Origin of the sequence: Sphingobacterium sp. BIGb0116, from assembly GCF_024808035.1 — a bacterium.
GTDB classification, from domain to species: Bacteria; Bacteroidota; Bacteroidia; order Sphingobacteriales; family Sphingobacteriaceae; genus Sphingobacterium; species Sphingobacterium paramultivorum.
The window spans coordinates 1,023,235-1,048,745 of the sequence record NZ_JANUDT010000001.1 but is presented as its reverse complement, the minus strand read 5'-3'; the positions used below and the strand labels follow the sequence as shown (position 1 = coordinate 1,048,745).

Here is a 25,511-nt window from a genome sequence, read left to right as displayed (position 1 = left end):
TTTAGATGTACAAGCTAGCCAACGTTCATGATTTTCAGCATTTCTGCATTGACAAGGTTCACATCAAATTTCTCTTTGGCGAATTTTCGACCATTGATACCATATGAGATAATATCTCGGGTATTATTTATGTAGTGCTCCATTTTGGAAGCAAGCGCTGGAATATTTTTTACCGGAACCAAAAAACCATTAGTACAGGAAGGTGAAACATTTACAGTTTCACGACATCCAACAGAATCGCTGGTAATGATGGCCCTTCCCATGGCCATGCCTTCTAGGATACATCTGGGAACACCTTCTCCATAATACGAAGGGAGTACAACGATGGATGAATTTTTTATATACGGTCTTACGTCATCCACTTGCCCAATATATTCTAAGGTATCTCCAGATTGAATTTTGAAATACAGTTCTTTGTTAATGGAGTCAATGTTATCATCAAAAGAACCAATAAGCCTGAATTTTATATCCGGGTATTTGGATCTGATGGTTTTCGCGGCTTCAAAAAACTCATTTACACCTTTTGCATTGATAAGGCGGGATATCATTAGAAAACTGATATTAGTAGTTTCTGGTTCAGAATAATCATAATGGCCCAAATCCACACCAGAACCATTTACTACAAATGCCTGATGTTTAATTCCGATTATACCTGATTCTATTAATTTATTATAATCATCTCGGTTCTGAAAAATGATTCTGACCCTCCGGTTTTCCATCAGGCTTAACTTAAGCAGTGTTTTGGTTATCAGGCTCACTATACTTTTTTTAGAACTATTATCGGTGAAATTATACCCCAGTCCGGTTAACATCGGAGTTATACAATCTATTCCACAAAGCTTTGCTATAATAGTTCCATAGATTACAGGTTTAAATGTGTAGGGAAAGAAAATATCCGGTCTTAGTTTCCTGATAACCTTGTATAATTGAATCATGTATGTAAGATCGGAGAGGATCGATACATTACTTCCGTTCAGATGATTTTCAAAAACAGTTACTCCAAGATTCTTTAGCTTTTCTTGAACATGCTGTTGTGAAATTTTTGGGGTATAAACAAACACCTCATTCTTCTTGATAAGTTCTTCAATGAGTTTACCCCTAAAATCAAGTAATGTACGCGGAGAATCGCACGCTATCAATACTTTTTTTCTATTTTCTGCCATAATAGTGGAATTAAAAAGAATTATACATGAACCAAAAGGCCACCTGACTTACAGTCAGATGGCCTTGCAATTAAATGTTTTAACTTACTTCTGTTGATTATAAAGTTGCGCCAGCACCTTTCATCACAATAGATGGAACATTTGCTGCAGCACTAAGTACTGATTTATATTCGTAAGTAGGTACCCAATTTGAAGGGGCCGTAGTAATTTTGTTTTTTCCAGAGTTATCAAATATATTGGTATTTTCACCGCTGATAACACCTGCTACAGGACTAAGTTCTGTTCTGATCGGAAGCGTAGTGTTTTTGAAATAACTATTTTCCACTCTTACAATTGCCCCCATAAAAGAGCTAACAAATCCTGCATTGTCATAATAGTTATTGAAAGTATGAACAGTTCCATATCTTACATTCGGACAACGTTCTGAAACATTATAGAAATAGTTGTTATGTACAGTAACACGAAGTTTACCAACAGATTCAGGTTCGTTGTAACTAAAACCGATCAGCATAGCTTTATGGTTGTCGTACAGCTTATTCCATGATAGTGTAACGTAATCAGCACCAGTTCCTACGTCCAACAATCCATCATAGTAATCCCAGTCGCTTACCCGTTCTGATGAAAGGTCACAGTGATCTACCCACACGTGGTGTGCACCACCTTTGATAATTATATTTGAATATGTTTTAACTTTGCTGATTGTCATATTCCGGATAATGATATTGCTCTTCCCGTAGATAAACAAACTTGCACCAATCAGTTTAGATCCGTTAAGGCCCAGAATCGTTTTATTAGATTGTACTCTAAGTAATCCAGATCCTGTAATTGTACCAGAAACTTGTATAATTAATGGTGCCGAGGATGAAACAGCACTTTGAAGCGCTGAAAAAGTTGACACAGTTACCGTCTGGCCGCCTGCACCTCCTGTTGTTTTACCATTTACAGAAGCATATCCGATAGGTTCATTAGTAGATACTGGAGGATCTGTGGTACCGGTTGGCGGAACTACTGGAGGTAATGTAATGCTTTGATTTCCTACAGTATAGGTGTATTTCTTACGATTGGTTCTCGGATCTGAGTTATCAGAAGCCGAAAGAAACAAGAAGCCCGATTTATGACTGAAACGACCTTTACCTAAGTTTCTGATTTCCTGGTGTACAGAGTGCGAAGGGCCTATTTCAACACCATTTTCAAATACTCTTACGGTTGATGCAGTTGGCTTATCGTTTGTGTCGCTTATTAAATTGGCGTCCATCGGAATTCGTACCGAAAATCCGCCATCGGAAATACCTTTTGAAACATTTACTGTGAATACAGAAGTTGAAGTTGTTGAAACAACACTTTGTAAATCCACATCGTTAGGCGCATCAATTGTTAGGTTTTCTACCCCTTCTTTTTGACATTGACTAAAGGTGAAAATTGTAAACAGTAGTGAGCTAAATACTAGCACTTTTGTAATTAATTTTGTTTTCTTCTGCATGAATTTGTGTTTTAAATTTACATCTTGGGCGCAAACCTAAAGGATTTGTAAATTAAAACACAATGCAGATAATGAAGTAGTTATCTAATTTAATTTTGAATATTTTTTTGTTAAGACTTGATATTTAGTTAGTTGTGGTTTTTCAAATTTTTGTTTTCGAGTAAAATTATTCAAGTTGTTAAAAAACCTTATGTTACAGTATTATGACAAACCATTTGCGGTTTGTATAATTTTTGTCTGATTTTGATAAGACACTGTATAATAGTTGTTGTACCATTTTACAAAATTTTTCACCCCTGTTCCCACACTTGTTATCGGTTGATAATGAAGGTTATTGGTTAAATCATTAATGTTAGCAGAAGTTTCGGCAACATCTCCGGCTTGCATAGGCAAAAAAGCTTTATTGGCTTTAATTCCAGTATGTTTTTCGATTTCATTAATAAAATTTAACAAACTTACCGGTTCTCCTCTTCCAATGTTATAAACAACGTAAGGTACTTTTGAAGTCGCAGGATCAGGGCTTTTCGCATTCCAATTTGGATTTGCTTGTGCGGGAGTATCAATTACTCGAACTATGCCTTCGACAATGTCGTCAATATAAGTAAAATCTCTACTCATCTCACCGCTATTGAAAACTTCTATTTCTTCACCTTCCATTATTGCTTTAGTAAAAATATATAAAGCCATATCTGGTCTACCCCAAGGACCGTAAACTGTAAAAAATCTTAAACCTGTCGTTGGCAAATTGAACAAATAGCTATAGGCATGAGCCATTAATTCATTACTTTTCTTAGATGCAGCATATAGTGAAATGGGATGATTTACGCTTTCATGTGTAGAAAAAGGCATTACCTTATTTAATCCATACACACTTGATGAGCTGGCATAAAGTAAGTGTTTAATTTTAAAATTTCTACAGCACTCTAAAACATTCAAAAAACCTTTTATATTAGTCTCTACATAAACTTCAGGGTTTGTGATACTGTATCTTACACCTGCTTGTGCAGCAAGGTTGCAAACAGCATCAAACTGAAAAGTTTCAAAACAAGTCGCTAAACTTTCACTATCACAAATATCCAATTTAATAAAAGTATAGCTTGGATATTTAGTACTTATCCTACTTATACCATATTCTAGTTCTGTCACATCTATTCCTGTTTCTATAAGTCTATCGTGTTTTAAGTTGACATCATAGTAATCATTGATGTTATCTATACCTACTACTGTATCTCCTCTTTCTAACAAACGTTTGGCTAAATGGAAGCCAATAAATCCGGCCGTGCCTGTGACTAAAATTTTCATAAGATATAAGTTTATAGATGAATTATAGATTGTTTGAGTCTTTTTATTAAAAGTTATAAGCTATTTACCCGGTGCAACTCTTCCAGAATGGAACTAATAAATAGCTCAGGACTGCGATCTTTGAGGTAGTCTTGCCTGCTATCGTTTTTCTGGCTGGGATAATCAGCGAGCGCAAACCCTATAGCTGATGTTAAAGAGTTGATATTATTGGGTTCAACTTTAAGAATAGAAGGTATTTTTTCAATGCCGCCGGCGCAAAGGGTTGAAACAACGGAGTCATTTACTGCCATCATTTCAAGCAAAACATTTGGAAATCCTTCTTTAATAGATGAGACAACACATAGTTTTGCTTTTTTATAATATGGTATTGGATTATCAACATGCCCCATTAGGATTACTCGATCTTGTAGACCGGTGTCTTTTATTAAAGTATTGAGATTTTTCCTTTCTTTGCCTTCTCCTAATATCAATAACTTTAGGTTCTCATGCTGTTGTGCAATTTTTTCAAATGCATGGATTAGTATTGAAAAGCCCTTTTCAGGAATTAACCTGCCGGCTGAGCAAATAAATTCTGAATCTGTCAGACTTTCATCTATAGAGGCTTCTGCTTTTCTTAATATATGATTTAGGTCAATCGGATTTTCTATTATTACAGCCTTATCGTTTGGGATAAATTTATTTTGGGCTAATAGCTGATTACGCATAATTCCCGTTTGGCAGACGATTAAATTAACGGCTGGATAACCTAATTTATAAGCTATCTGATAGCTTAATTTTTTGAGACCTGTATAACGGGTAAATACCGAAGTACATTCACGGACAATCAGGTTTGATTTTAGGTACCCAACGCGTTTGAGTAGGCCTAAATATGAATTTAGGTAAGGATTTGTGCTTATGATCGTGTAATCTTTTCTGTAAGGGTACAGCTCTTTAACAAGTTTTAAAAAGCCGATCAACATCGCCCCTTTAGTTAAATGCTTTACCTCCTGTTTTTTTGGTATGAAAAGGCGAGAATCAAATATATGTTTCAGAAATATTAATGGACTGTTTGTTACACCTGCTGCCATACACAGGATATTTTCTGCTCCACCTGCAGTATCAGACATTGATACAAATAATAATCTATTTGAAATCGTATCCATCCTTTGAAAATAATCACATTTTTCAGCTAACATTATGCGCCAATATTTAGTAAAGAACTTTTTTTAATAATCTATGTACGGGAGTAATGGGAGAATGTGTTCTTCTCTTTCCATCTACAACAATCAAATTGTCTCCAAAGCTGATATTATGCATACCTTCCAAATAAGGGGCTTCCGGAAATAATTCAAAATCAGGATCTGATTTAAATGAATGTTCAGAAAGTTCAGAAATCTTATTAATAATTATGGATCCTCCGTAACGGATTTCCAGATTCTGAGTTGGGCGGTAAAGTTGCCCGTTTACTATAAATAAGTTTCCGGCACTCCTGCAATTTTTTGAACTTACCGGAATGGGGTTTAATGCATGTGGTTTAAATTCCTCCTCTAATGAATCTGAATAGTATATGTATAGATTATTTAACATGCCATCTATATTGGTAAATAGCCAATGTTTTCCCTTGTAGTAGATAATCGAAGTATCTACATAGCGTGGCCCCACTAGCAAAACCCTTTTCTTCTTCAACTCGGTCGAGTTTTCATGATCCAGCTGATACAGACTTACTTCACCTGCATCTGCTGTTTCTGGAATGCAATAAAAATTTGACTTTTCTTCAAAAATGTATGGGTATGAAAAGTGTATCCCTTTTGGTGTAAGGCCAGATATCCTTTGTTTAGTGCTAAAATTAAAATTTTTAATTCTTGAAATTTTGCCTTTAATTTTCCAAAAGTTAAGCTCCTCATAGTAGATGAAAAGACTGGAATTAATTTTGACAACAAAGGGGTCTGCCGAATAATGGGCTTCATCCTCCTCCAGCCATACTACTTTTCCATTAAATCTTTTTCTCCGGATTAAATCTGCAGCAGATTGTTTAACAAATCCTATATTCCATTTGTCTGCACCAAAATACCTGTCAATTACGTTTTTCATGTTTTCATCAAGATTAAATAACAAGAATTTCATTATCCAAACCTGATTATGCAAATTCTTAAAAGGTTCTGTTTATTTAGTATTTATGTTTAGATCACAAGGTATGCATCTACATGTTTCTTACACGAAGTTCCTATATGGTAGTGCTGTTTAAATGAATTCAGGCTATTTTCTTTTATCTTTTGTTTATCTGGATAGAAAACGGCTCTTTTTATCGTTTGATAATATGAATCCACACTATTATCATTGCTCAAGAAGCCGGTGTCCTCATTCTTAATCATATCTTTAACACCACCGGCCTTAGTACAAATCGATATACATCCAACTGATAATGCCTCAATTAAGGATATAGGCATCCCTTCATAAAAGCTTGATAAGCAGAAAAAGTCTGCCATACTTAGAAAATCAGCGATATTTTCTTTTCCTCCAAGAAACTCAACGTAAGGGTCGTCTTTTATCAGTGAATAAAGATGATGATATAAGGATTCATCACGAACATCACCGATTATTAATAGTTTGCATTTTTTCTCTTCATTTGTATTAAACTTTTGTACAGCTTCAATTAATAGCTGCTGGTTTTTCACTTTCATAATCCTTCCCACATGAATTAAAAGGAAAGAGTTTATATTTTCTTTATATCTTTTAATAAGTACAGGATATTCATCAGTCAGAGTTAAAAATGGACGACCATTTTCAATTACAATAACATTATCCAAACCATAATATTTCTGAAATGATTTGCCTCCATCATTTGAAACTGCGACAGGAATTACCTTATTCTTCTTGTAAAGAGTTTTACGAAATGCCTTAATTAAAAAATTCGGACATTCGGATTCGGCTGTTGAATGGATGGTGTGAAAAAACTTGCAATTACCACTCATAAATCTATACAAAAGCAAATACTCAAAAGCATTTAAGTGCGTGTGAACTATATCCGCTTTTTGCTTAACCAGCCAACTGGTCAATTTAAAAAGTACCCGGAAATTTAGACCTTTGCCCTTGTGTAGGGATAAATAACTTATCTTCCCACTGATTTCATTAAGAAAAGTTGTATCAGCATCATTATCACAAAGAGAAATTAAATATATTTGATACTGATCATTCTTTGCCAACTCATTACATAAGTCGACAACAAAACGCTCTGCTCCACCTCTTCTAAGTGCACCTATAATGTGAACGATTTTCATTTTGCTGATGAGTTTTAGAATCGTATTAATTGACTGGTTTATCCAATCGCAATTTTTCTTAAAGTCAGAAATATGATTTTCAGATCAATCCATAAATCATGATTATTGATGTATTTCAGATTTTGTGTAATTTTTAATGGGATTATTTCTTCTATATAGAAATGCTCTGGATCATTGGATTTTTCCAAAAGTTCGCATTCGTCAGAAAATTCAATTGATGCCCAATCGGTAATTCCCGGTTTAACGGAGAGTACCCTAATTTGCTCCTCGTTATAAAGATTTACATATTTACGAACCTCAGGGCGCGGACCAACAAAACTCATATGGCCTTTTAGTATATTTAATAACTGAGGTAATTCATCAAGTTTATATTTTCTTAACCAATATCCAATTTTTGTGATACGAGTATCGTGATTGCCTATGGTAAGTAGTTGTTGATCTGTCTGATGCACATACATAGTTCTGAATTTGAACAGCGGAAAATCTTCCACGTTCTTTCCCACCCTGATCTGACGATAGAATATTCCTCCATTCGAATCTAGAAGTATTAGTATAGCAATTACTACAAAAACCGGACTAAGTACAATTAGGCCAAATGAGGCTAATAAAATATCAAATATGCGTTTGGTGTCCATGTCCAAAAATTCTTGTTGAAACGATTGCTTTTCTTGTTTTCTTATTTTTATCTTTAGCCTCTGCCTGTGCTGGTTTGTTTACTTGAATTTGTACGGTGGCAATTACCGATTCAATAATAAATTGTATTTCGGCATCTGAAAGCTGAGGGTAAAGAGGCAAAGAAATTTCACATGAGTATTGCTTATAGGCGACTGGATAATCTTCTATATGATACCCAAGGTTTTTAAAATAAGTAAGCATAGGCATCGGTATAAAATGTACGTTGGCGGCTACACCTAGTTGGGCCAAATCATCTATTATCCGATCCCGCTGTGCTTCGGTAATACCCTTTATTCGTAGTGGAAACAAATGGTGGGAAGATTCTCTCTCATTATCCTGCAAAGGGGGCTTTATAAACCAATCCATTTGTTCCAAGCCCTTACAATATTTTGAAGCTATTTCTTTACGCTTAGGCAATAACTCATTAGTGTATTTTTTTATTTGTGCCAAACCAATAGCAGCACATATATCTGGCATATTAATTTTTAACCCTTGAAATAATATATCATAACGCCAACCACCACCTTTTGATTTAGCCAAGGCATCTTTGTTTTGTCCATTAAGTGTATATATCTTTAGATATTCATATTCTGTCATTGCATTAAAACTGCGAGGAAGATTTAAACAAATACAGCCCCCTTCAGCTGTAGTGATATTTTTTACTGCATGAAATGAGAATATAGCTATATCGCTCATTTTAGCCGAAGACAAACCGTTATACGTTGCACCGATAGAATGGGCTGCATCTGCGATCAATAAGATACGTCCTAAAAGTTGTTGTTTATCAGACTCTGCTGTAAACATATTATTCACCTCCGATTCCAGAATAATAGCTTTTAGTTCAACATAATTACATGGCCATCCTGCAATGTCTACAGCTATAATAGCTTTTGTTTTCGCAGTTATGGCTTTTCTGACTTTTTCAGGATCTATACAAAAATCATCGTTGATATCTACCATTACAGGAATAGCACCACAATGCAAAACACTTAAAGCGGTTGCACAATAAGTGTAAGCTGGTATAATTACTTCATCTCCCTCTTTAATCCCAAACCATTTTAACATCAGTATTGCTCCGGATGTCCAGGAATTTACACAAACTGCTGCATCAGAATTGGTAAGTTTAACTATTTCTTGCTCGAAAGATTTAACTTTAGGTCCGGTTGTAATCCACTTATCTTGAAGTGTTTGTACTACTTGGTCAATAACCGATTGATCAATAAACGGAGGTGAAAATGGAATATTCATAATTCTAAAATTTAAGGTGGTTAAATGTCTGTTTCAGTAAAAGAAAGGACATTGATTATGCATTATGCAATATCAAATCTTTCCATTTTGGCAGAATGTTTTCTATAGAATTTATTTGAGTTATTAACTGCGCATTGCTAGCAACTTTTACTCTAAGGCTTTCATCGGCTAATAAATTATCCATTGCGGAAGTAAGTTTACCAGTATTATTTGCCTCTATTAAAATTCCATTTGCTTCATTTTCTATTATTTCTGATGGGCCAAACTCACAATCCATGGCAATACAAGGACAGCCAAAACTCATCGCTTCTATTAAAGCATTTGGGTATCCTTCATTTCTGGATGGTAGAACAAACAATTCGGCTTGATTATAATAATCCTGCAGATTATCTTTTGGTCCAATTAGTTTAGCCCGTTTTTGCATACCCAATTTTTCAATTTGGTTGGATAGGTTTTCATATTCACTTCCGCCACCAACAATTAATAAATCAACGTCATCAGCTTTAATTTTACTATAGGCCTCAATTAGTTGGTCAAATCCCTTAATATAGGAAAGACGACCAACTCCTAAGATGAACTTCTTGTTGTTTACCGGTTTAACAGAGGGCGATTTAAATACATTTAAAGGATTTCGGATAATTTTAAAATTATTTAATCTTTTAAAAGATTTATGGTTTCTAATGCAGTCCTCTATTCCTTTGGCTGGTATAACTATAGCCTTAGATTTTTTATATATGATATAGGAAATTCTTTTTAAAAAGAAGTTGAATGAATTAATCGTATGATCAGGGGTAGTTCGTTCCGAAACTATAAAGGGTGTTTTAATTAAAGAGCAAGCTAAACCGGTCCATAAATTTGCTGTGGTCATAAAAGAAATAACACAAGTTGGCTTTTCTTTAATAAGCAAATTAGACAATCGTAGAAATATTAATAATGCATATTTAATCCGGTTAAAAATATTTTCCTTCTCCCTCTTTTCTAATAAATTAATCATCTTGACATGAGATGAAATTTGATAACCTGGTTCGGCTTCATTGAGACAAACAACAAAAACGCTCAATCCTTGTTTACTAAATTCATTTGCCAATATAGATAACACTCTTTCTGCCCCTCCACTATGAAGGTTATTAATAACAAAAAATAACTTATTTTTCATATGTGTTTAATCTGTCTTTTATCTGTCATTAACTTGTTCCGAGTTACCGGAATGGAATACACACGCGGGATTTGTTAACCATGAGTGTTTCATAGTTGACAAGTATCTGGAAAACTTCAATGATCAAAATATTTAATGGGGCAATACCAACGATTAAAAGCATTAAAAAAAGCCATACATGCCTGAAACAATGCTTTTTTTTTAGTTAAAGAAGAAGTAAAGGGTATTATTATTCGGTGCTAAATGTATTTATTGGGTGCCAAATTTTTATAAAATCCAAATTCTTGATACCACTTAGACAATATATATATTCTCCAAATAAAAGATGAATAGTCATGCTTTCCTTCTAAATGCTTTTTAAAAATATCTTTAAACCTGGGTACATTTAAGATAGGAATCTGACGTAAAAAATCGTCTGTTAGATTTTCTTCAAATTCACTACGCAGTTCATTTCTTATCCAGCCGGCTAAAGGCACAGCAAATCCTCTTTTGGGTTGGTCAAATACTTCTTCAGGAATGTATTCTTTCAGAATATCCTTTAATATTTTTTTTCTTCGGCCTTTTTCGTAACGAAATGATATAGGAAGTGTTCTTGCAAACTCAATGATATTATAGTCAAGAAATGGGCTTCTTACTTCTACTGAATGAGCCATACTGGCACGATCTACTTTTACATTACTATCGTTTTCTAACCACAATTTAATATTTAAATCAGCTGTTGCCTGTAACAAATCTTTCGACCATATTTTATAGCCATTATAGTGGGACAACCAATTAAAGTTTCTCTTCTTTAGAAGAGAGTCATATCCAACAAATATACCTGCAATGAAATCATATTTTGAAGCAGCATTGAGTATTCCTTTATAGGAAAGTGCGCGGGCACCCAGGAAATTAAAACTTAATACGCTGGCGGCCATTTTTCTCAAAAAATAGGGTACAAACGTAATTTTATCTGCGTAAGGCACTAATCTAAAATGGTTGTATCCAAAGAAACTTTCATCCCCCCCATCTCCAGACAAGACCATGGTAACAGATTGCTTCGTTATTTTATTCAACAGTAAAGAAGGCAATGCAGAGCTATCTGCAAAAGGTTCATCGAACACTTTTACTAATTGGGGAATCATTTCTAAAATATCTGTTGCTTTACAAATTGTTTCTGTATGTTCAGAACCTATAATTTTTGCATATTCTGCAGCGATCTTGCTTTCATCATATTCCGGATCCTCAAAGCCTATCGAAAATGTTTTGATAGGATCCTTTGAAACCGTTGAAGCAATACTGGATATTAGAGCAGAATCTATTCCTCCGGAGAGAAATGATCCAAAAGGCACATCTGCTTGCAATCTTATTTTTACGGCATCTTTTAACAGATTGTGCAACTTCTCTTTGGCCTCATTATAAGATAAGCCCACTTCGGCGACCTCCTTCAGATTCCAGTACTCTTTAACTTCGTATTTTTGTCTGTCCAAATCAATCTCCAGATTATTTCCAGGAGGTAATTTATAGACATTTTGATAGATCGTGTATGGGCTGGGGATATAACCGCAGTCCAAATACATCGATATAGCTTCATCGTTTATTTGTTTGTGTTGGCTTATTGGACGTAACTGGCTGCAAATTTCAAGTTCACCGTCCTTCCATGAATAATAAAAGGGTTTTACACCTAAGCGGTCGCGTGAACAAAATATTTTTCTTGATGTGGCATCATATATAGCAAAAGCGAACATTCCGTTTAGTTTCGGCACTAAAGCAGCTCCCCATTCTTTATAACCTTTTAATAACACCTCCGTATCGCTGGTTGTATCAAAAGTATACCCTAGAGCTATTAAATCTGTTTTTATCTCCTGAAAGTTATAAATTTCACCATTGAACACTATAACAAGGTCTTCAAATGTCATAGGTTGATGTGAACGAACATTTAAATCTAAAATGGATAGTCGTAAATGTCCAAAAGTCAAATCAAATACTTTTTGAATCCCTAAATAGTCCGGTCCACGGAATTGTATAGATTCCAGTTTTAATTTTACGGCCTCCTCTTCAATAGGAATATTGGTTAAATAAATTCCACACATACTAAAATGCATTTATATTTAGATACTCAACCTGATAGTTCTTGACTTGGTGAAGATCTAAATGTTTCTTTTCGGATACTTTCTTACCCAGATCTATTTGAATATATAGCCACATCGAAACAAATAATACCAGGTTATTTTCAAAATAATTATGATTGGTAAGCATGTACATTACTAAAGAAAATGAAACCAGAAAAATTACCGGATTATCATGAAACATTCTTATGCCATTAATTAAAAAAGACCCATATATCCATAAAAAATAGAGAAGGACAAAAAAGCCAGCTTCACCAATAACCATTAAAAAAGTGTTGTGTACACCATTTTTTACGGTGTAAGTATTGTATTCAGGTCCAAAAATTTCTCCGCTAAAGGAATGGTATCCATTACCCAAGATTGGATTGTTTAAAATTTGATTATAATAATGGGACCAGGTTTCTGTTCTCGATTCTTCTTTTAAATCATCATTTACTTTTCCTTCAAGTATTCCTGAAAATGCATGCATTCTTTTCGTACTTAAATCCAGTTTATCTCCAAATGAAAGAAACAGACCAAATAAAACAATACCTACTAGTATTTTATATACATTTTTATAATTGATTAGCAAAGATATCAAATTGACTAATATCCAGATAAATAAGAAAGTCCTGGAGAAAGTAAGAAAGCCGGCCATTGAAAATAGTAATTGGCCAATGATTTTTAATTTTTTGTTATTTATTGAAAAACTTAGAGAATAACCTAATATACAAGCATAGCCAGCTGCATTAGGGTTAATATAATACCCTCTATATCTGCCACCAATACCTTCAATAAAAATAGATTCAAAAATTATACTTAAACAGCCTATTAAAAGTACTATATATATATCTTCCTTTGTGGTATCGCTTACAACACTTGCCCCCATAACTATGACAATAAAATATTTAATAAGCGTTACTAAATAACCATCGTCATTTTGTGCACTGACTATTATCGATATCAAAAAGAATAAAAGACCGAATACGATAAATGGAACTATTGGCTTCTTATTCTCACTTAAAAAATAATAAACGATTAGGAGAAGGAAGGTGCTGTAGCTTAAAAGCTGACCAATTGCGGCATTAACTTTAACCAAGAAATAACTTGGAAGATTGCAGAAAACTAAGAATAAAATAATAATCTTAAGATATTTCATATCGGAAATTATTTAATGTATAATTATATTTTCTAACCGCTTACAATATGGTTCTTATAGTACTAAAAGCATTTTGTAGACTGTGATCTCTAACTTCAAATAGGAAATATTTTTTAAGATAATAGAGAAGCAACTTGATTTTTTGAACGCGGGAATATTTGAAAATTTCAATAATCAAGTACAAATCGTCAAGTGTTTTTTGTTTTAAACTTTTTGCTTTTAACATGCTCCAGATGCCTCCTGGATGTTTTCTATAGCAGCACATTATTTCGGGTAAAACATAGATTTTCTTTCCGGAAGTAAATGTTAAATAAAGTTTAAGAAATCTGTCTGGGGCATTAAATTTAAAGAACCAATCTGTTGAGTAAATTTCTCTAATTTCGGGCGTATTTCTGAAAAGAATTGTATTGAGAACTGTTTCAAAATCATTATCGAATAATATATCCTCAAACGAATAGATTATTGGTTTTGGATTTAAATTCATATAATATATTTCATTATTTTCTTTAATTCTTTTTGAATAATGACAACACATGATATACTCTTGATTTTGTTCTAAAAAATCAACTTGTTTTTGCAGTTTTAAAGGGTCTGTCCAATAATCATCTCCATCGCATTGGGTCAAATATTTACCTTTTACCTCTTTATTCAGTCTTACCGCGTTCTTGTGGACACCCACGTTAGATTCTGAAGTAATTAATTTTATTTTATCAGGATGTTTTAGCACATATTCCTCTACAATTTTTCTGGTATTATCGGTAGAACAATCTTCCCCGATAAGAATCTCAAATTTAAAAGAAGTTTGCTGCATCAAGTAGCCCTCAATAGCCTGTGCTATATACTTCTCATGATTGTAAGTTACACAGCAGATGCTAACCATCACTTCAGTTTCTGAACTTTTCATAGCTGGTTTACTTTTTTTCATGACCATTTATGACTTTTTCTATTCGATTGGCAATCAATTCTCCAAAGCCTTTTTGTGTATTGATGGTTTTCACAGGATATTTCTGTGCTCTCAATAATATACGTGAAATCATATCCAGATCGGGGATGGTGAGTGTATCATACAGGGGCAGGCAAACAATTCTCTTTACCACAGAATCGCATACGGGCATTCTTTTACGGTTTACAAACGGTAATGTAGCCAAAGAAGGAAAAAAATACCTTCTGCAATATACACCTGCCAATTCAAGTTTGACAATACAATCATGCATCAGTTCTTCTGAATCAAACAGAATCGGACAGTAGGCGTAATTGTAATCGGGAGCAGAATCAATGAACTGAAATTTAACTTTTAACTTTTTCAGGTTCTCTCGGTAATGCAGAGACAAAGATCTTCTCTTTTCCAGAATGGCATCAATATGTTCCAGGTTACACAACCCCATAGCTGCATGAAATTCTGAGTTTTTCGCATTAATGCCTACCAGCGCAATGGTGTCCGGGCCGCAATATCCGAAATTACGTATAAATGCCATTTTCTCTAACAACTCTGGTTTTTTAGTGAAAACAGCTCCTCCTTCTATGGTATGAAACAATTTAGTCGCGTGAAAGCTTGTGATACTAATATCTCCATATGCAAAGACTGACCTGTTCTTATATTTTGTTCCGAAACAATGGGCTGCATCATATATCACCTTTAAACCATATTTATCAGCAATATTTTGTATTGCATCAATATTACATGGGTTGCCATACACATGGGTTGCCAAAATCGCGGAAGTTCTAGGGGTAATTGCTGCTTCGATTTTATCTGGATCAATATTGAACGTATCCGGATCGATATCCACATATACTGGTTTGCAGCCCTGCCATACAATACTATTCGTTGTAGCAACAAAAGAGAATGGAGTTGTAATAATTTCTCCCTTCAATTCCAATGCTCTGATAGCCATCTGGAGAGCAATAGTACCATTGGATACATATAATAAATAATCCACATTTAGGTAATGCTTGAGTTTAAGTTCCAAATCATTAACTAGAGGGCCGTTATTGGTTAACCATTGGCGGTCCCAAATACTTTTTACATAGTTTTCAAATTCCTCTATTTTAGGAAGAAATGGCTTAGTTACTGGTATCATCTTTTTAGTATTAATTGTTTAAAATCTATTATTGCTGTAAGGTTTATAAGATTGCTGATACTTAAATAAGTAAGAGCGTAAAACAGAGCACTTATGATAATCCGTGTCAAATTGTTAATATTAAAAGAATCCACTAAGAAAGAATCAAGAAGATAAGTTGAAATACCAATAAAGACAGCCAAGATTATGGTGGGTAAAATGTCGAATATCTGTTCTTTGACCGGATAGTTAATCATCTTTCCGCTATAGATTGTGTTGATGTAGAATCCAATAAAATTAAAGGATAATTGAAAATATAACAGACCATAAATACCAAATGGTATTACACTCAAAATGCCTATTACACTTAGTGCTTTTTTTATAACCTCCAGTTTTAAAAACAAATCGCTCCGGCCTTTTACCTTTAAAATATTTAAATTATATGCATGAAGGGGCTGCATTACACCTGCAATGCAAAGTATTTGAAAATAAGGTACTGCTGGCAACCATTTATCGGTTAATAAAAAACTAAAAAGAGGCTGAGCTGCTACACTCATAAAAATCAATATGGGAGCATTCCAAAAAATAACCTGCTGCATCACTTTTTTGTTTACCCTTTTCAATTGCACATTATTATGGGATATTTCTGAAAACATCGGATAGGTAACTTTATTGACAGCTGCTGAAATATTTGCTGTTGGTAGCTGACTGATAGAATCGGCCCGGGAATAATATCCTAGTTGAGTAGCAGAGTAAAATTTACCTATAATCAGTGTATATATATTCTGGTAAAGGGTGTCAAGTATTCCCGATAGGGTCATTTTATAACCAAAATCAAAATGACGGTTAAAACTTGTTTTATCAAATATCAAAGCAGGACGCCAGTCTGAATATATCCAATGAAGTATGGTAGATAAAAATGTAGTAAATAAACTCATCCATACCAGACTCCAAACCCCATATCCGGTCTTAGCCAAAATAATTCCTAAAATTCCCCCTGCTAAAGATGAAGGAATTTGTATGTTTGTTTGTGTTTTAAACCTCATCTCTTTTACAAGACAGGTGTTTTGTACACCAAAGAAAGCATTTAAAATAAATATCAGACTATAAACACGAATGATAGTTGTAAGGACTTGCTGATGGTAAAACGATGAAATAAGAGGGGCGCAAAAAAATAATATAAAATAAAGTATTGTGCTCCCTATCAAATTAAAATAAAAAACGGTAGAAAAATCTTTTTGATCTGCATCGGCCGTTCGTATAAGCGAAGAAGTAAGGCCACTGTCTAGTAATGTATTTCCGATGGATATAAATACCGATAACATAGCTATTAACCCAAATTCTGCCGGGGTTAAAATGCGGGCAAGCACTATGGTTATAAAAAAACTAATTAGTTTAGAACCAAATTGCTGACCTACTGACCATATTAGGCCAGAGATGGTCTTTTCCTTTAAAGTCATTTGTTATAAGCGTGCACTTACCATGGTATTTGGCAAGACTGATTTGATGTCGTAAACGACTGTATTTTCTTTGCAGAGCTTTGTAAGGTCGAGGTGTTTAAATTCCTGATGAGCAACGGCTATTAAAATTGCATCGTATTGTCTCTTTTTCGATTCCCCGTTCTGACAAATCACGCCATACTCTTGTTTAACTTGATCTGAATTGGCCCAAGGATCGTGAATGCAGACCTTTACTTTATATTCTTCTAACCTCCTAACTATGTCGATTACCTTTGTATTCCTTACATCGGGGCAATTTTCCTTAAAAGTAAATCCTAACACCAACACTTCTGCATCTATGATATGCGTGCCGTTATAGATCATTTGTTTAATAAGCTGATCTGCTACATAAGCTCCCATTCCATCGTTTACGCGACGCCCAGCCAAAATAATTTCAGGATGATAACCAACTTCTTGTGCTTTCTGTGCAAGGTAATACGGATCAACACCTATACAATGCCCACCTACCAGACCTGGTCTGAAATTCAGAAAATTCCACTTTGTACCTGCAGCAGTAAGCACTTCAGTGGTATCTATACCCAGCCTGTTAAAAATCATCGCTAATTCATTAACAAAGGCAATATTGATGTCTCTTTGTGTATTTTCTATAATCTTTGCTGCTTCTGCAACTTTTATTGATGAAGCTTTGTGGGTGCCTGCCCCAATTACAGATCTATAAAGATTGTCAATTGTAGTGGCCGTTTCAGGTGTAGAGCCCGAAGTTATTTTTAATATATTGGCAACTGTATGTTCCTTATCACCAGGGTTGATCCGTTCTGGCGAATATCCTACGAAAAAATCTTCGTTATAAACTAGTCCTGATTTTTCTGCTAAAACAGGAACACACTCATCTTCTGTCACACCAGGATATACAGTCGATTCATAAACAACAATATCTCCTTTTTTTAATACACTTGCTACTAGAGTGCTAGCCTTTATTAATGGCGTTAAATCTGGTCTATTATTTTTATCAACAGGTGTCGGAACGGTGATGATAAAAACTTTACAAGAATTTAATTTGTCTTTTTCGCTCGTGCAATACAGTCCATTTTGAACTGTATAGTCAAAAGTTAGCACTTTTTTGAGTTCTTCTTCACTTACCTCTAAAGTACAATCTTTGCCTTCGTTAAGTTCATCCACCCTTCGTTGAAGAATGTCAAAACCAATGACTTTATGCTTTTTGGCAAACTCTACTGCGAGTGGAAGTCCAACATACCCAAGGCCAATTATGGCTATTCTTACGGGTTCTATCTTGTGCATAATGCTGTGTTTAAAGGTGAAGCTTTTATAAGATGATTAATCTCGATACAGGTTACCAATGCGCATTCTATATGGTCAAGCGACATCAGGACTGTTTTTCCTTGTACTTTGATTATTTTACCTTCATGATTGTAGAATAAGCCACTTTTAATTCTTACTCTATCACCAGGCGAAAGATCTTTTAGGTTAATTATTTCAAGGTTATTATATGTTTTCACCAGTTCCTTAAGCTGTTCAATTTCTGACTCCCTTATCACAGCTGGCTTCCCCATAAAATAGATATAGTTAACTACTCCAAGCGTATATCTGACCTTTGTAAGCTCTCTATCATCTATTTTAACAAAAACATAACCAGTAAAAAGTGGTACACTTACCATCTTTTTTCTATCCGCCCATTGGTTTTCTGTAGTTCTTAAGGGACAGAAAGTATCAATCCCTTGTTCCTGCAACAACTTATCAACCTTTTTTTCCCAACGAGGACGTACATAAATAACCAGCCAGTTTTTTTTAAGTTTTCTTTTGTACTTTAATGCCATTTCCATTGTCAGATTTGTTAAGAGGAAGTAAAAAAATGTGTTGTTTTATTAGACCCAATAGAGTTTTCCGGACATTGTGTAAATACTGGTTTGCTATTTTGGGGTGCAAGGCTTCGCCATATCACTTACAGTGATGAGCGTGTGTTTTGTGAAGTAATTAGATAAAGGGTAAATTGGAGGCGGCTAAAATAATTATTTAAAGATCATTTATTTCAAATCAGGTGCAGCGTAAGTTTGTTTTTATAATAGTTATTGCTTTAAATATTGTAATAGATCTATTTTTTTCTTTTAAGAAGCGTGTTAGTTAGGCATGGCATATCCGTAGCCACCATAACCATACTTTTGGTTCTTTCCTCTTTTAGCGTCGTTAAATACTACCATTAGATTTTTAAGCTTATTTTCGTCGTTAATATCTTTCAGGATACCTAATTGATAGTTATTCGTGTAATTATATCTTACCAGGTAAATGCTTACATCTACATAAGGCGCTAAACTGAAAGCATCAGCTACTTGTCCAACAGGGGATGTATCTACAATTATATAGTCAAAGCGTTTTCTTAATTCACTTAGGAGTTCATCAACTCTGGAGCTCATTATCATTTCTGCTGGGTTTTTTGGAATTTCTGAACACCCAATTACACTGACATTATCTGATAATAGACTGGTTTGGATAATATCATCTACAGAAATACACTCATCATCAAGATAATCTGTAACTCCTAGCGTTGATGATAATTTTAACTTTTTTAATAGTACGGGGCTCCTCAAATCAAGTTCTACAATAACAACTTTTTTATTAAGCATTCCTAATGTAGTCGCCAAATTGATGCTAAAAAATGTCTTTCCTTCCCCTTTCATACTTGATGTAACCAATATCATTTTATGACGTTGATTTGTCATAAAGCTTAAATTCATGCGTATGTACCTAAATAGCTCGGAAATAGTGGAGCGATGGTCTGTTTGAAAAACATTGGTACTTTTATCTAGATTGTGGGAAAGTTCACCTAGCAATTTTGCACCTGTAAGCTCAATTGTTCTGGCATCCCTCACTTTATTGTTAAAAAATCCCCTAACATAAATAAACCCTGCAGGTATTAAGCATCCGAAGACTAAACCACATAAATAAAGCATTTGTGCTTTTGGAGCAATAGGTGTCGTATTATAAGCTGGTCTATCTATAACTTGTGATGTAGGTACAGTTGTAGACAATGATAATGCTGTTTCTTCACGTTTTTGCAACAAGTAATGGTATAACCCAGTTTTCACACTTTGATCTCTACTTCTTTCTAAAAGTCCTCTTTCTATTGTAGGGACAGATTTACTTTTACTATAGAATTGCGAATAATTTTTTTGTAAATTTTTGTTCTGAATATTAAACCCACTTTTAATTGACTTTAAGTTTTCCAGAATGTTGCTTTTTAAACTTGATAATTGCTCATTCAAATTTAAAACAAGAGGATTTTCAGCATTAGCTGTACGAAGCATTCTGTTTCTTTCTAACTGTAAATCATTAAACTTTCCGATCATTACATTTAGTATAGGATCTTCTATTCCCATGGCGCTTGGCGCTAAACTGCCTTGTGCCTGATTGCTTTGAAAATAACCTTCTATAGATTTTACTAGGCCGAGCTTTACAACTGATTCCGCTAACAATTGATTGTATTCAACCGATCTTGTTGCATTTAATTGCGCATCTATACCGAAATCGGTCACTTGATTTTGTTGTTTGAAGTTCTCTACATCTTGTTCCGCTCCGGCGAGGTCATTTATTAAATATTTTAATCTGTTATCTATAAACTTAATTGTATTTTGAGCGATAATATTTTTATTGTTTACATTATTAGTATTATAGTTTTCAATAAGATTTGTTAAAATATCTAATCCCCGTTGCGGAATATTATCGTTCAAACTAATTACAATAGTATTAGCATCTTTAACTACAGGAACTATATTCAACCTAGCTAAGCTATATGACTCTGTCAGTTTATACAGATCTTGAAATTGAATATTTATTTTTCCATATTCAGGTTTAAAAGCAGGACCTTTCTTTATTAGTATTGTATAGTTTTTATTTTTGATAGGTTGATTATAGTTTGCAATCATATTAATATTACCAACTGTTAAACGAAATTGGTTGTTGTTAATAGATGTAATTTCTATAGCTCTGGAATAAGCTCCTTTTTTCAATTCCTGTACTTCTACTTTAATAGGTAATGTATTACCGTATAACTCTTTTGTTTTAAAACCTACTTTCTGAAAGTATGATGTCTCAAGATTCAAATCTTTTAAAACTTTAGATATCAAATCTCTTGATCTGAAAATTTCAGTTTCATTTTCAACTGTTTTAGTGGTTTGAAACATGTTCAAATCGCTAAAAGCAGTGCCGTTAGACATAGAAGCACCCTCTTTATCGTCTTGTACTAACAATGTGCTACTAATTTTATAAACAGGAGGTGTTATGAACAAGAAGCCATAAACGAAAGCTATTGCTGTCGTAATGCTAATTAAAAAATAGGGCCAGTTTTTGGTAAAACTTTTCAAAGCTTCTGCAACATCTTTAGGGCCGTTTAAGTTCTTTTCTGCAAACATGATCTTATTCCTTAAGTAATTAATTTCTTAAAATGGATGAAATCAGGACAGCAACTGCCGATATAGAGGCAATAACAATAGGCATAATTCTCGTGCTAGGGCTATACTCTATAGCTTTAGATTTATCCGGCTCCACATAAACTATATCGTTTTGCATCAGATTAAAAAAGCGATCATTAAGCACATCTTCTTTGTTTAAATTCAACCTTTTCATTATTCTTTTCCCATTTTGCTCTCTAATGACTAATACGTTTTCTCGTTTACCATAAACCGTCATATCACCTGCCATACCAAGCGCCTCTAATAAATTAATATGATCGCCAGGTATGATAAAGCTCGAGGGTTTATTTACTTCTCCGATTACGGTAATCTTAAAATTTAAAAGTTGTACTTCAACCATTGGTTCTTTGACATATTTAGCTAGTTTTTCTATTAATGCATCCTGGGTTTGCGTAATAGTCAAACCTTCCACTTTAATATTACCTATTACGGGGAGAGTAATCGTTCCATCTTTAGCTACTCTGTAACCTGCCGGTCCTTCATAGGTAGCTCCTGCTGCATTTTGGCGGTTAACCGTAAATAGCGTGTTTGATTCCGGGTTAAGACTATTTATATTTATCCTCAAAAGATCGTTTTGTTGTATTTTTATTGATTCGTCTTGTATCGTTTTCTCGGCGGTTTGCGGAGCTAAATTGCTGAAATAAGCCAACTCTCTTTTTTGCGCACATGAGCTAAAAGTGAGTATATATATAATAATTAACAGGTGTTTTGTTTTCATGATTTTATATCTTAAAATGTGCAAAACTTCTTGACAACTAAGGTATATAGAAAACTATCAATAATTTATGCGGCAGATTACTTTGTATTTAAAGTGTATAAATGGTATACCGGTTTTACAATAGTTTACGGTTTTGTTCAACAGATTTACCAGGAGTTGTAAAAAAAGTGAATTACTATATGTATAATACTTGGTTGTATTTAATGTTTGATGAATGTAATTTTTGTTGTATATCAATTTGAGAAAAGTAGTAAAACAGGATATTTGCATTTCTCAGTTTAAACATTTTGATTTCTTTACAGTTTTAAACGACAGATAACCAAAAGAAAAATGCATATAGCAGATAGAATGGGGGAGGAGCCCGTCAGGTATTGTGTAGTCTTTATGGTGAGGTATATAAAGACGGGTACAAATCGGGCGTTATATCCTAAGCACGATCATAACCAAGTTTTAGTGACCTTAGTACATATAAGCTAACGGAAAAGATAAAAGGGATGTTTTTTAAAGAAGATAGCGAATTAAGAAAGTTATTTGGGGTTTTGAGAGTGATTTTGATTTATTAGACACTCGTTATATTTTTCTAACAGAAGGATATATTTTCTTATCCAATAGTCAATCTTCTCATTTTCTTTGGATGGGTTTTGTAAAGGATGCTGTTCTATTTCAGCCTCTGAACTTGAGCGAAAAACTTCGGGAAAATCAGAAGAAAAATCATAATTAGTATAAGAGCCAATTCTAACTAATATATCAAAAGGTAAAGTATCATGCTCAAACCATTTGTATAACGTACACCTGCTAATCTTCATATATTTGGCCAGCTTACTTATATTATGACCTTGCTTTCTAATAATGGATTCTACAATACTACCTGCATGTTTTTGCGAAGAATCTTTTGAGGCAGCTCTGCTGCTTTCGGGATTTAAACCAACTTTAAAAAAATCCTTCCCCGATATGATAGCGTTCATAATTCTCTTAATTTTTAGGCCATAATTACTTTTCATATAAATTTCCTTCAAATGTTCTTTGTGTGAAATGATGCTTGTCAGGGTTTATAGTGACGATGGTCACATATTTTGATCGGTTTTGTCGCTGAAAAGCTATGTTTTTTAAGAAAAAATTGTCGCAAAGCAGAATTAGAAGTAGATTTATGAATTATCTTATACAGGTATTGACAAAAATGAATAATATTTTAATTATCGAAAATGATCTGGATTTACTGGGTAAATATTCGGATTTATTAAAAAATTCAGGGTATGAAGTAACAGCAGCATTTAATAGCGAAATAGGGATTAATCTAGCATTAAGTAAACATCCTAGTTTAATATTATGCAATACTGTGTTGTCAAATATAGATGGTTTTGGTGTATTATCTATATTGTCAAAAAATCCATCAACTACTAAAATACCCTTCGTCTTTTTAAATGCTTTATCGACTCCAGATATGGTAAAAAAAGGGATAGCATGTGGCGCTGATGATTTTGTCACCAAGCCATTTCAGGGCGATCAGCTTGTTAGATCTGTAGAAGGTCGAATTAACAAGAATAAGAATCAGACATCATTGCCGATTAGCGAGGCGAATAACAATCATCCCCATAATGGTACAGGCTGGGAAAAACTGTTCGATCTTATTTCTCAATGCAAAATACGAAATATCAAAAAGAAACAAACGTTGTATTACGAAAGCGATCATTCGCAATGGCTTTATCTATTGATCGAAGGTTGTATTAAAACTTTGAAACTAACAGACGATGGTCGACAAATGATTACAGGGTTGTATAAACCAAACAGTTTTATTGGTCTGGATACTTTGTTGCTAGATGATCCTTGGCTTGAAAGTGCCGAAGCTACTCAGGATTCATCTCTTTATCTTATATCTAAAAGTGCAATTATTGGCTTGTTAAACGAACATGTTGGACTTAATCAACACTTTATTAAAATATTATCAGCCAATTTACGCGAAAAAAAAGATCAACTCGTCGAGCTTGCTTATGAGTCTGTGAGAAAAAGACTTACACAAGTATTAATTAGGTTAAATAAGAATGCAGTCCCAATAGACCAAATAGATATTTGTAGGGACGAACTTGCTGGACTTGCCGGTATCGCTACAGAAACGGTTAGTAGAATACTTACCGATTTTAGAGAAAGAGGATTAATAGAAAGAAATGGAAGTCAGATCCACATTATGGATCTTGGCGGTTTAATAAAGATGAAAAGCTAAACAAACGGTTTACAGCCCCGTTTTCATCAGAACAATTATAATTACCTTCCCTAAAATGCCTGTATAAGGTGTTCTCTCCAAATCTTGAAAAATGTATATCATCAAATTATCTGTGAAGCATATTTTACGCTAACGATCAGTGTTTTAACTGATAGCCATCATTGTATCTGTATTATTCTAAAAGTAATTTTAGCGAAAAATGATGAGGATGTATGGAAAAAATTCTGGTAGCTACAGATCTTTCGGCTGGTTCTACTTCAGCCATTCATTTTGCCTATAAATTGTCACAGTTAAAAGGTGCTAATTTGATTATTGTGCATGTTTATCATCTTTTGAAACCCAAAAGCTGGAGACCTCATAGGTTTGAAAATTACCGTCAAGTCAGAAGAGATTTTATATTAACTAAGTTAAACAAGTTTTTAGATCGAATTTTTAGTAACATAGAAGCGCCTGCCGTCAATTTTGAGATCGACCTTCAGATGAATCCAAATACAGTGACCACTATTTTGAGATGCGTGTCCAAGCATAAATGTAGCTGTATATGCCATGGTATTCAGGGGGGAGGGAGATTAAAAAAGACGATTGGTGCCACAGCAAACAAATTAATTGCGAAATCTCCAGTTCCCGTGATTAGTGTGCCTAGTTTTTATAAGACAAAAACTATAGATAGTATTTGTTACGCTTCAGATATGACTAATTATCAAAAGGAAATCAAGAAGATTGTAGAGTTTGTAAAAACACTTAATTTTGAAATTAAATTATTGCATATTGTCTCTCCACGAGAAATTATGCTTAAAGCTACGCTTTTAGAAGCGCGGTTGTTCAAAAGAATAGGAGTTGCGGTTAAGGTTAAATATGCTCTCAGAACCTCGACGAACACTTTAATTGAAGATATTGATCTTGCGGTTAGAAAAATAAGACCGTCTCTAGTTGTTTTTTTTATAAATAAATCTAAACATTATTTAAACCCAATACTTTATGCTTCAACGACACACGAACTATCTCGCTTGAGAAAAATTCCGATATTAACTTATAAAAAGTAAATAA

General features: G+C 34.0%; 21 protein-coding genes. 2 read left to right on the top strand and 19 right to left on the bottom strand.

Translation table 11 applies throughout. The annotated features are described in order from the left end of the window. Positions 1 to 14: 14 nt before the first annotated feature. The 19 genes from M2419_RS04365 to M2419_RS04275 all read right to left on the bottom strand — a co-directional run bounded on the left by M2419_RS04365 (position 15) and on the right by M2419_RS04275 (position 23,247). Positions 15 to 1,163, bottom strand: a complete 1,149-nt coding sequence (locus M2419_RS04365) for a glycosyltransferase family 4 protein (protein ID WP_153847659.1) — start codon at positions 1,161 to 1,163, stop codon at positions 15 to 17. A gap of 97 nt (positions 1,164 to 1,260) precedes the next feature. Further along, positions 1,261 to 2,643 carry a polysaccharide lyase family 1 protein gene (locus M2419_RS04360; RefSeq protein WP_153847658.1) on the bottom strand — a complete coding sequence of 461 codons (1,383 nt, stop codon included), beginning with the start codon at positions 2,641 to 2,643 and terminating at the stop codon, positions 1,261 to 1,263. Between the two features lie 201 nt (positions 2,644 to 2,844). Then, positions 2,845 to 3,945, bottom strand: a complete 1,101-nt coding sequence (locus M2419_RS04355) for an NAD-dependent epimerase (protein WP_159728125.1) — start codon at positions 3,943 to 3,945, stop codon at positions 2,845 to 2,847. A 53-nt stretch (positions 3,946 to 3,998) separates the two neighbouring features. Continuing rightward, complete coding sequence (locus M2419_RS04350; RefSeq protein WP_153847656.1) at positions 3,999 to 5,120, bottom strand: glycosyltransferase; 1,122 nt, start codon at positions 5,118 to 5,120, stop codon at positions 3,999 to 4,001. Between the two features lie 13 nt (positions 5,121 to 5,133). Next, on the bottom strand, positions 5,134 to 6,048 hold the full coding sequence (locus M2419_RS04345) for a hypothetical protein (RefSeq protein WP_153847655.1): 915 nt from the start codon (positions 6,046 to 6,048) through the stop codon (positions 5,134 to 5,136). Between the two features lie 56 nt (positions 6,049 to 6,104). Further along, the gene (locus M2419_RS04340) at positions 6,105 to 7,202 is read right to left on the bottom strand and encodes a glycosyltransferase family 4 protein (RefSeq protein WP_153847654.1); all 1,098 of its coding nucleotides are present in this window, start codon (positions 7,200 to 7,202) and stop codon (positions 6,105 to 6,107) included. A 38-nt stretch (positions 7,203 to 7,240) separates the two neighbouring features. Then, on the bottom strand, positions 7,241 to 7,837 hold the full coding sequence (locus M2419_RS04335; RefSeq protein ID WP_121125655.1) for a sugar transferase: 597 nt from the start codon (positions 7,835 to 7,837) through the stop codon (positions 7,241 to 7,243). Next, complete coding sequence (locus tag M2419_RS04330; protein WP_259254326.1) at positions 7,815 to 9,125, bottom strand: DegT/DnrJ/EryC1/StrS aminotransferase family protein; 1,311 nt, start codon at positions 9,123 to 9,125, stop codon at positions 7,815 to 7,817. Before M2419_RS04330 ends, M2419_RS04335 begins: the two co-directional genes overlap by 23 nt. Before the next feature lie 55 nt (positions 9,126 to 9,180). Further along, positions 9,181 to 10,281, bottom strand: coding sequence for a glycosyltransferase (locus tag M2419_RS04325; RefSeq protein ID WP_153847652.1), 1,101 nt, complete (start codon positions 10,279 to 10,281; stop codon positions 9,181 to 9,183). A gap of 239 nt (positions 10,282 to 10,520) precedes the next feature. Beyond that, positions 10,521 to 12,353 carry an asparagine synthase (glutamine-hydrolyzing) gene (gene asnB, locus M2419_RS04320; protein WP_153847651.1) on the bottom strand — a complete coding sequence of 611 codons (1,833 nt, stop codon included), beginning with the start codon at positions 12,351 to 12,353 and terminating at the stop codon, positions 10,521 to 10,523. Between the two features lies 1 nt (position 12,354). Further along, a complete protein-coding gene (locus tag M2419_RS04315; RefSeq protein ID WP_153847650.1) occupies positions 12,355 to 13,527 on the bottom strand; it encodes an O-antigen ligase in 1,173 nt (390 codons plus the stop codon). Between the two features lie 40 nt (positions 13,528 to 13,567). Continuing rightward, a complete protein-coding gene (locus M2419_RS04310) occupies positions 13,568 to 14,431 on the bottom strand; it encodes a glycosyltransferase (protein ID WP_159728123.1) in 864 nt (287 codons plus the stop codon). A 7-nt stretch (positions 14,432 to 14,438) separates the two neighbouring features. Then, on the bottom strand, positions 14,439 to 15,605 hold the full coding sequence (locus tag M2419_RS04305) for a DegT/DnrJ/EryC1/StrS aminotransferase family protein (RefSeq protein ID WP_159728121.1): 1,167 nt from the start codon (positions 15,603 to 15,605) through the stop codon (positions 14,439 to 14,441). Then, the gene (locus M2419_RS04300; protein WP_159728119.1) at positions 15,602 to 17,044 is read right to left on the bottom strand and encodes a lipopolysaccharide biosynthesis protein; all 1,443 of its coding nucleotides are present in this window, start codon (positions 17,042 to 17,044) and stop codon (positions 15,602 to 15,604) included. The genes M2419_RS04305 and M2419_RS04300 overlap by 4 nt, the downstream gene beginning before the upstream one ends. Before the next feature lie 3 nt (positions 17,045 to 17,047). Next, positions 17,048 to 18,343, bottom strand: coding sequence for a Vi polysaccharide biosynthesis UDP-N-acetylglucosamine C-6 dehydrogenase TviB (tviB, locus tag M2419_RS04295; RefSeq protein WP_159728117.1), 1,296 nt, complete (start codon positions 18,341 to 18,343; stop codon positions 17,048 to 17,050). Then, positions 18,331 to 18,885 carry a UpxY family transcription antiterminator gene (locus M2419_RS04290; protein WP_259254323.1) on the bottom strand — a complete coding sequence of 185 codons (555 nt, stop codon included), beginning with the start codon at positions 18,883 to 18,885 and terminating at the stop codon, positions 18,331 to 18,333. The genes tviB and M2419_RS04290 overlap by 13 nt, the downstream gene beginning before the upstream one ends. Positions 18,886 to 19,179: 294 nt before the next feature. Then, complete coding sequence (locus M2419_RS04285; protein ID WP_259254321.1) at positions 19,180 to 21,468, bottom strand: tyrosine-protein kinase family protein; 2,289 nt, start codon at positions 21,466 to 21,468, stop codon at positions 19,180 to 19,182. A gap of 19 nt (positions 21,469 to 21,487) precedes the next feature. Beyond that, on the bottom strand, positions 21,488 to 22,246 hold the full coding sequence (locus M2419_RS04280; RefSeq protein ID WP_159728111.1) for a polysaccharide biosynthesis/export family protein: 759 nt from the start codon (positions 22,244 to 22,246) through the stop codon (positions 21,488 to 21,490). Between the two features lie 527 nt (positions 22,247 to 22,773). Beyond that, the gene (locus M2419_RS04275) at positions 22,774 to 23,247 is read right to left on the bottom strand and encodes a helix-turn-helix domain-containing protein (protein ID WP_228280155.1); all 474 of its coding nucleotides are present in this window, start codon (positions 23,245 to 23,247) and stop codon (positions 22,774 to 22,776) included. A gap of 146 nt (positions 23,248 to 23,393) precedes the next feature. Here M2419_RS04275 and M2419_RS04270 point away from each other — a divergent pair, with 146 nt between their 5' ends. Next, entirely contained in the window at positions 23,394 to 24,464 is a 1,071-nt protein-coding gene (locus tag M2419_RS04270) for a response regulator (RefSeq protein WP_159728107.1), read from the top strand. Between the two features lie 212 nt (positions 24,465 to 24,676). Beyond that, positions 24,677 to 25,507 (top strand): universal stress protein, encoded by an 831-nt coding sequence (locus M2419_RS04265; protein ID WP_159728105.1) that lies wholly within the window; start codon positions 24,677 to 24,679, stop codon positions 25,505 to 25,507. The last annotated feature ends 4 nt before the right edge of the window (positions 25,508 to 25,511 follow it).

Bases quoted from the DNA above. Each gene is read 5' to 3' on its own strand.
- M2419_RS04315 (WP_153847650.1), bottom strand. From the start codon at position 13,527: ATGAAATATCTTAAGATTATTATTTTATTCTTAGTTTTCTGCAATCTT.
- M2419_RS04265 (WP_159728105.1), top strand. From the start codon at position 24,677: ATGGAAAAAATTCTGGTAGCTACAGATCTTTCGGCTGGTTCTACTTCA.
- M2419_RS04300 (WP_159728119.1), bottom strand. From the start codon at position 17,044: ATGACTTTAAAGGAAAAGACCATCTCTGGCCTAATATGGTCAGTAGGT.
- M2419_RS04325 (WP_153847652.1), bottom strand. From the start codon at position 10,281: ATGAAAAATAAGTTATTTTTTGTTATTAATAACCTTCATAGTGGAGGG.
- M2419_RS04285 (WP_259254321.1), bottom strand. From the start codon at position 21,468: ATGTTTGCAGAAAAGAACTTAAACGGCCCTAAAGATGTTGCAGAAGCT.
- M2419_RS04305 (WP_159728121.1), bottom strand. From the start codon at position 15,605: ATGATACCAGTAACTAAGCCATTTCTTCCTAAAATAGAGGAATTTGAA.
- M2419_RS04335 (WP_121125655.1), bottom strand. From the start codon at position 7,837: ATGGACACCAAACGCATATTTGATATTTTATTAGCCTCATTTGGCCTA.
- M2419_RS04330 (WP_259254326.1), bottom strand. From the start codon at position 9,125: ATGAATATTCCATTTTCACCTCCGTTTATTGATCAATCGGTTATTGAC.
- M2419_RS04275 (WP_228280155.1), bottom strand. From the start codon at position 23,247: ATGAAAAGTAATTATGGCCTAAAAATTAAGAGAATTATGAACGCTATC.
- tviB (WP_159728117.1), bottom strand. From the start codon at position 18,343: ATGCACAAGATAGAACCCGTAAGAATAGCCATAATTGGCCTTGGGTAT.
- M2419_RS04350 (WP_153847656.1), bottom strand. From the start codon at position 5,120: ATGTTAGCTGAAAAATGTGATTATTTTCAAAGGATGGATACGATTTCA.
- M2419_RS04355 (WP_159728125.1), bottom strand. From the start codon at position 3,945: ATGAAAATTTTAGTCACAGGCACGGCCGGATTTATTGGCTTCCATTTA.
- M2419_RS04360 (WP_153847658.1), bottom strand. From the start codon at position 2,643: ATGCAGAAGAAAACAAAATTAATTACAAAAGTGCTAGTATTTAGCTCA.
- M2419_RS04310 (WP_159728123.1), bottom strand. From the start codon at position 14,431: ATGAAAAGTTCAGAAACTGAAGTGATGGTTAGCATCTGCTGTGTAACT.
- M2419_RS04340 (WP_153847654.1), bottom strand. From the start codon at position 7,202: ATGAAAATCGTTCACATTATAGGTGCACTTAGAAGAGGTGGAGCAGAG.
- asnB (WP_153847651.1), bottom strand. From the start codon at position 12,353: ATGTGTGGAATTTATTTAACCAATATTCCTATTGAAGAGGAGGCCGTA.
- M2419_RS04345 (WP_153847655.1), bottom strand. From the start codon at position 6,048: ATGAAATTCTTGTTATTTAATCTTGATGAAAACATGAAAAACGTAATT.
- M2419_RS04365 (WP_153847659.1), bottom strand. From the start codon at position 1,163: ATGGCAGAAAATAGAAAAAAAGTATTGATAGCGTGCGATTCTCCGCGT.
- M2419_RS04290 (WP_259254323.1), bottom strand. From the start codon at position 18,885: ATGGAAATGGCATTAAAGTACAAAAGAAAACTTAAAAAAAACTGGCTG.
- M2419_RS04270 (WP_159728107.1), top strand. From the start codon at position 23,394: ATGAATTATCTTATACAGGTATTGACAAAAATGAATAATATTTTAATT.
- M2419_RS04280 (WP_159728111.1), bottom strand. From the start codon at position 22,246: ATGAAAACAAAACACCTGTTAATTATTATATATATACTCACTTTTAGC.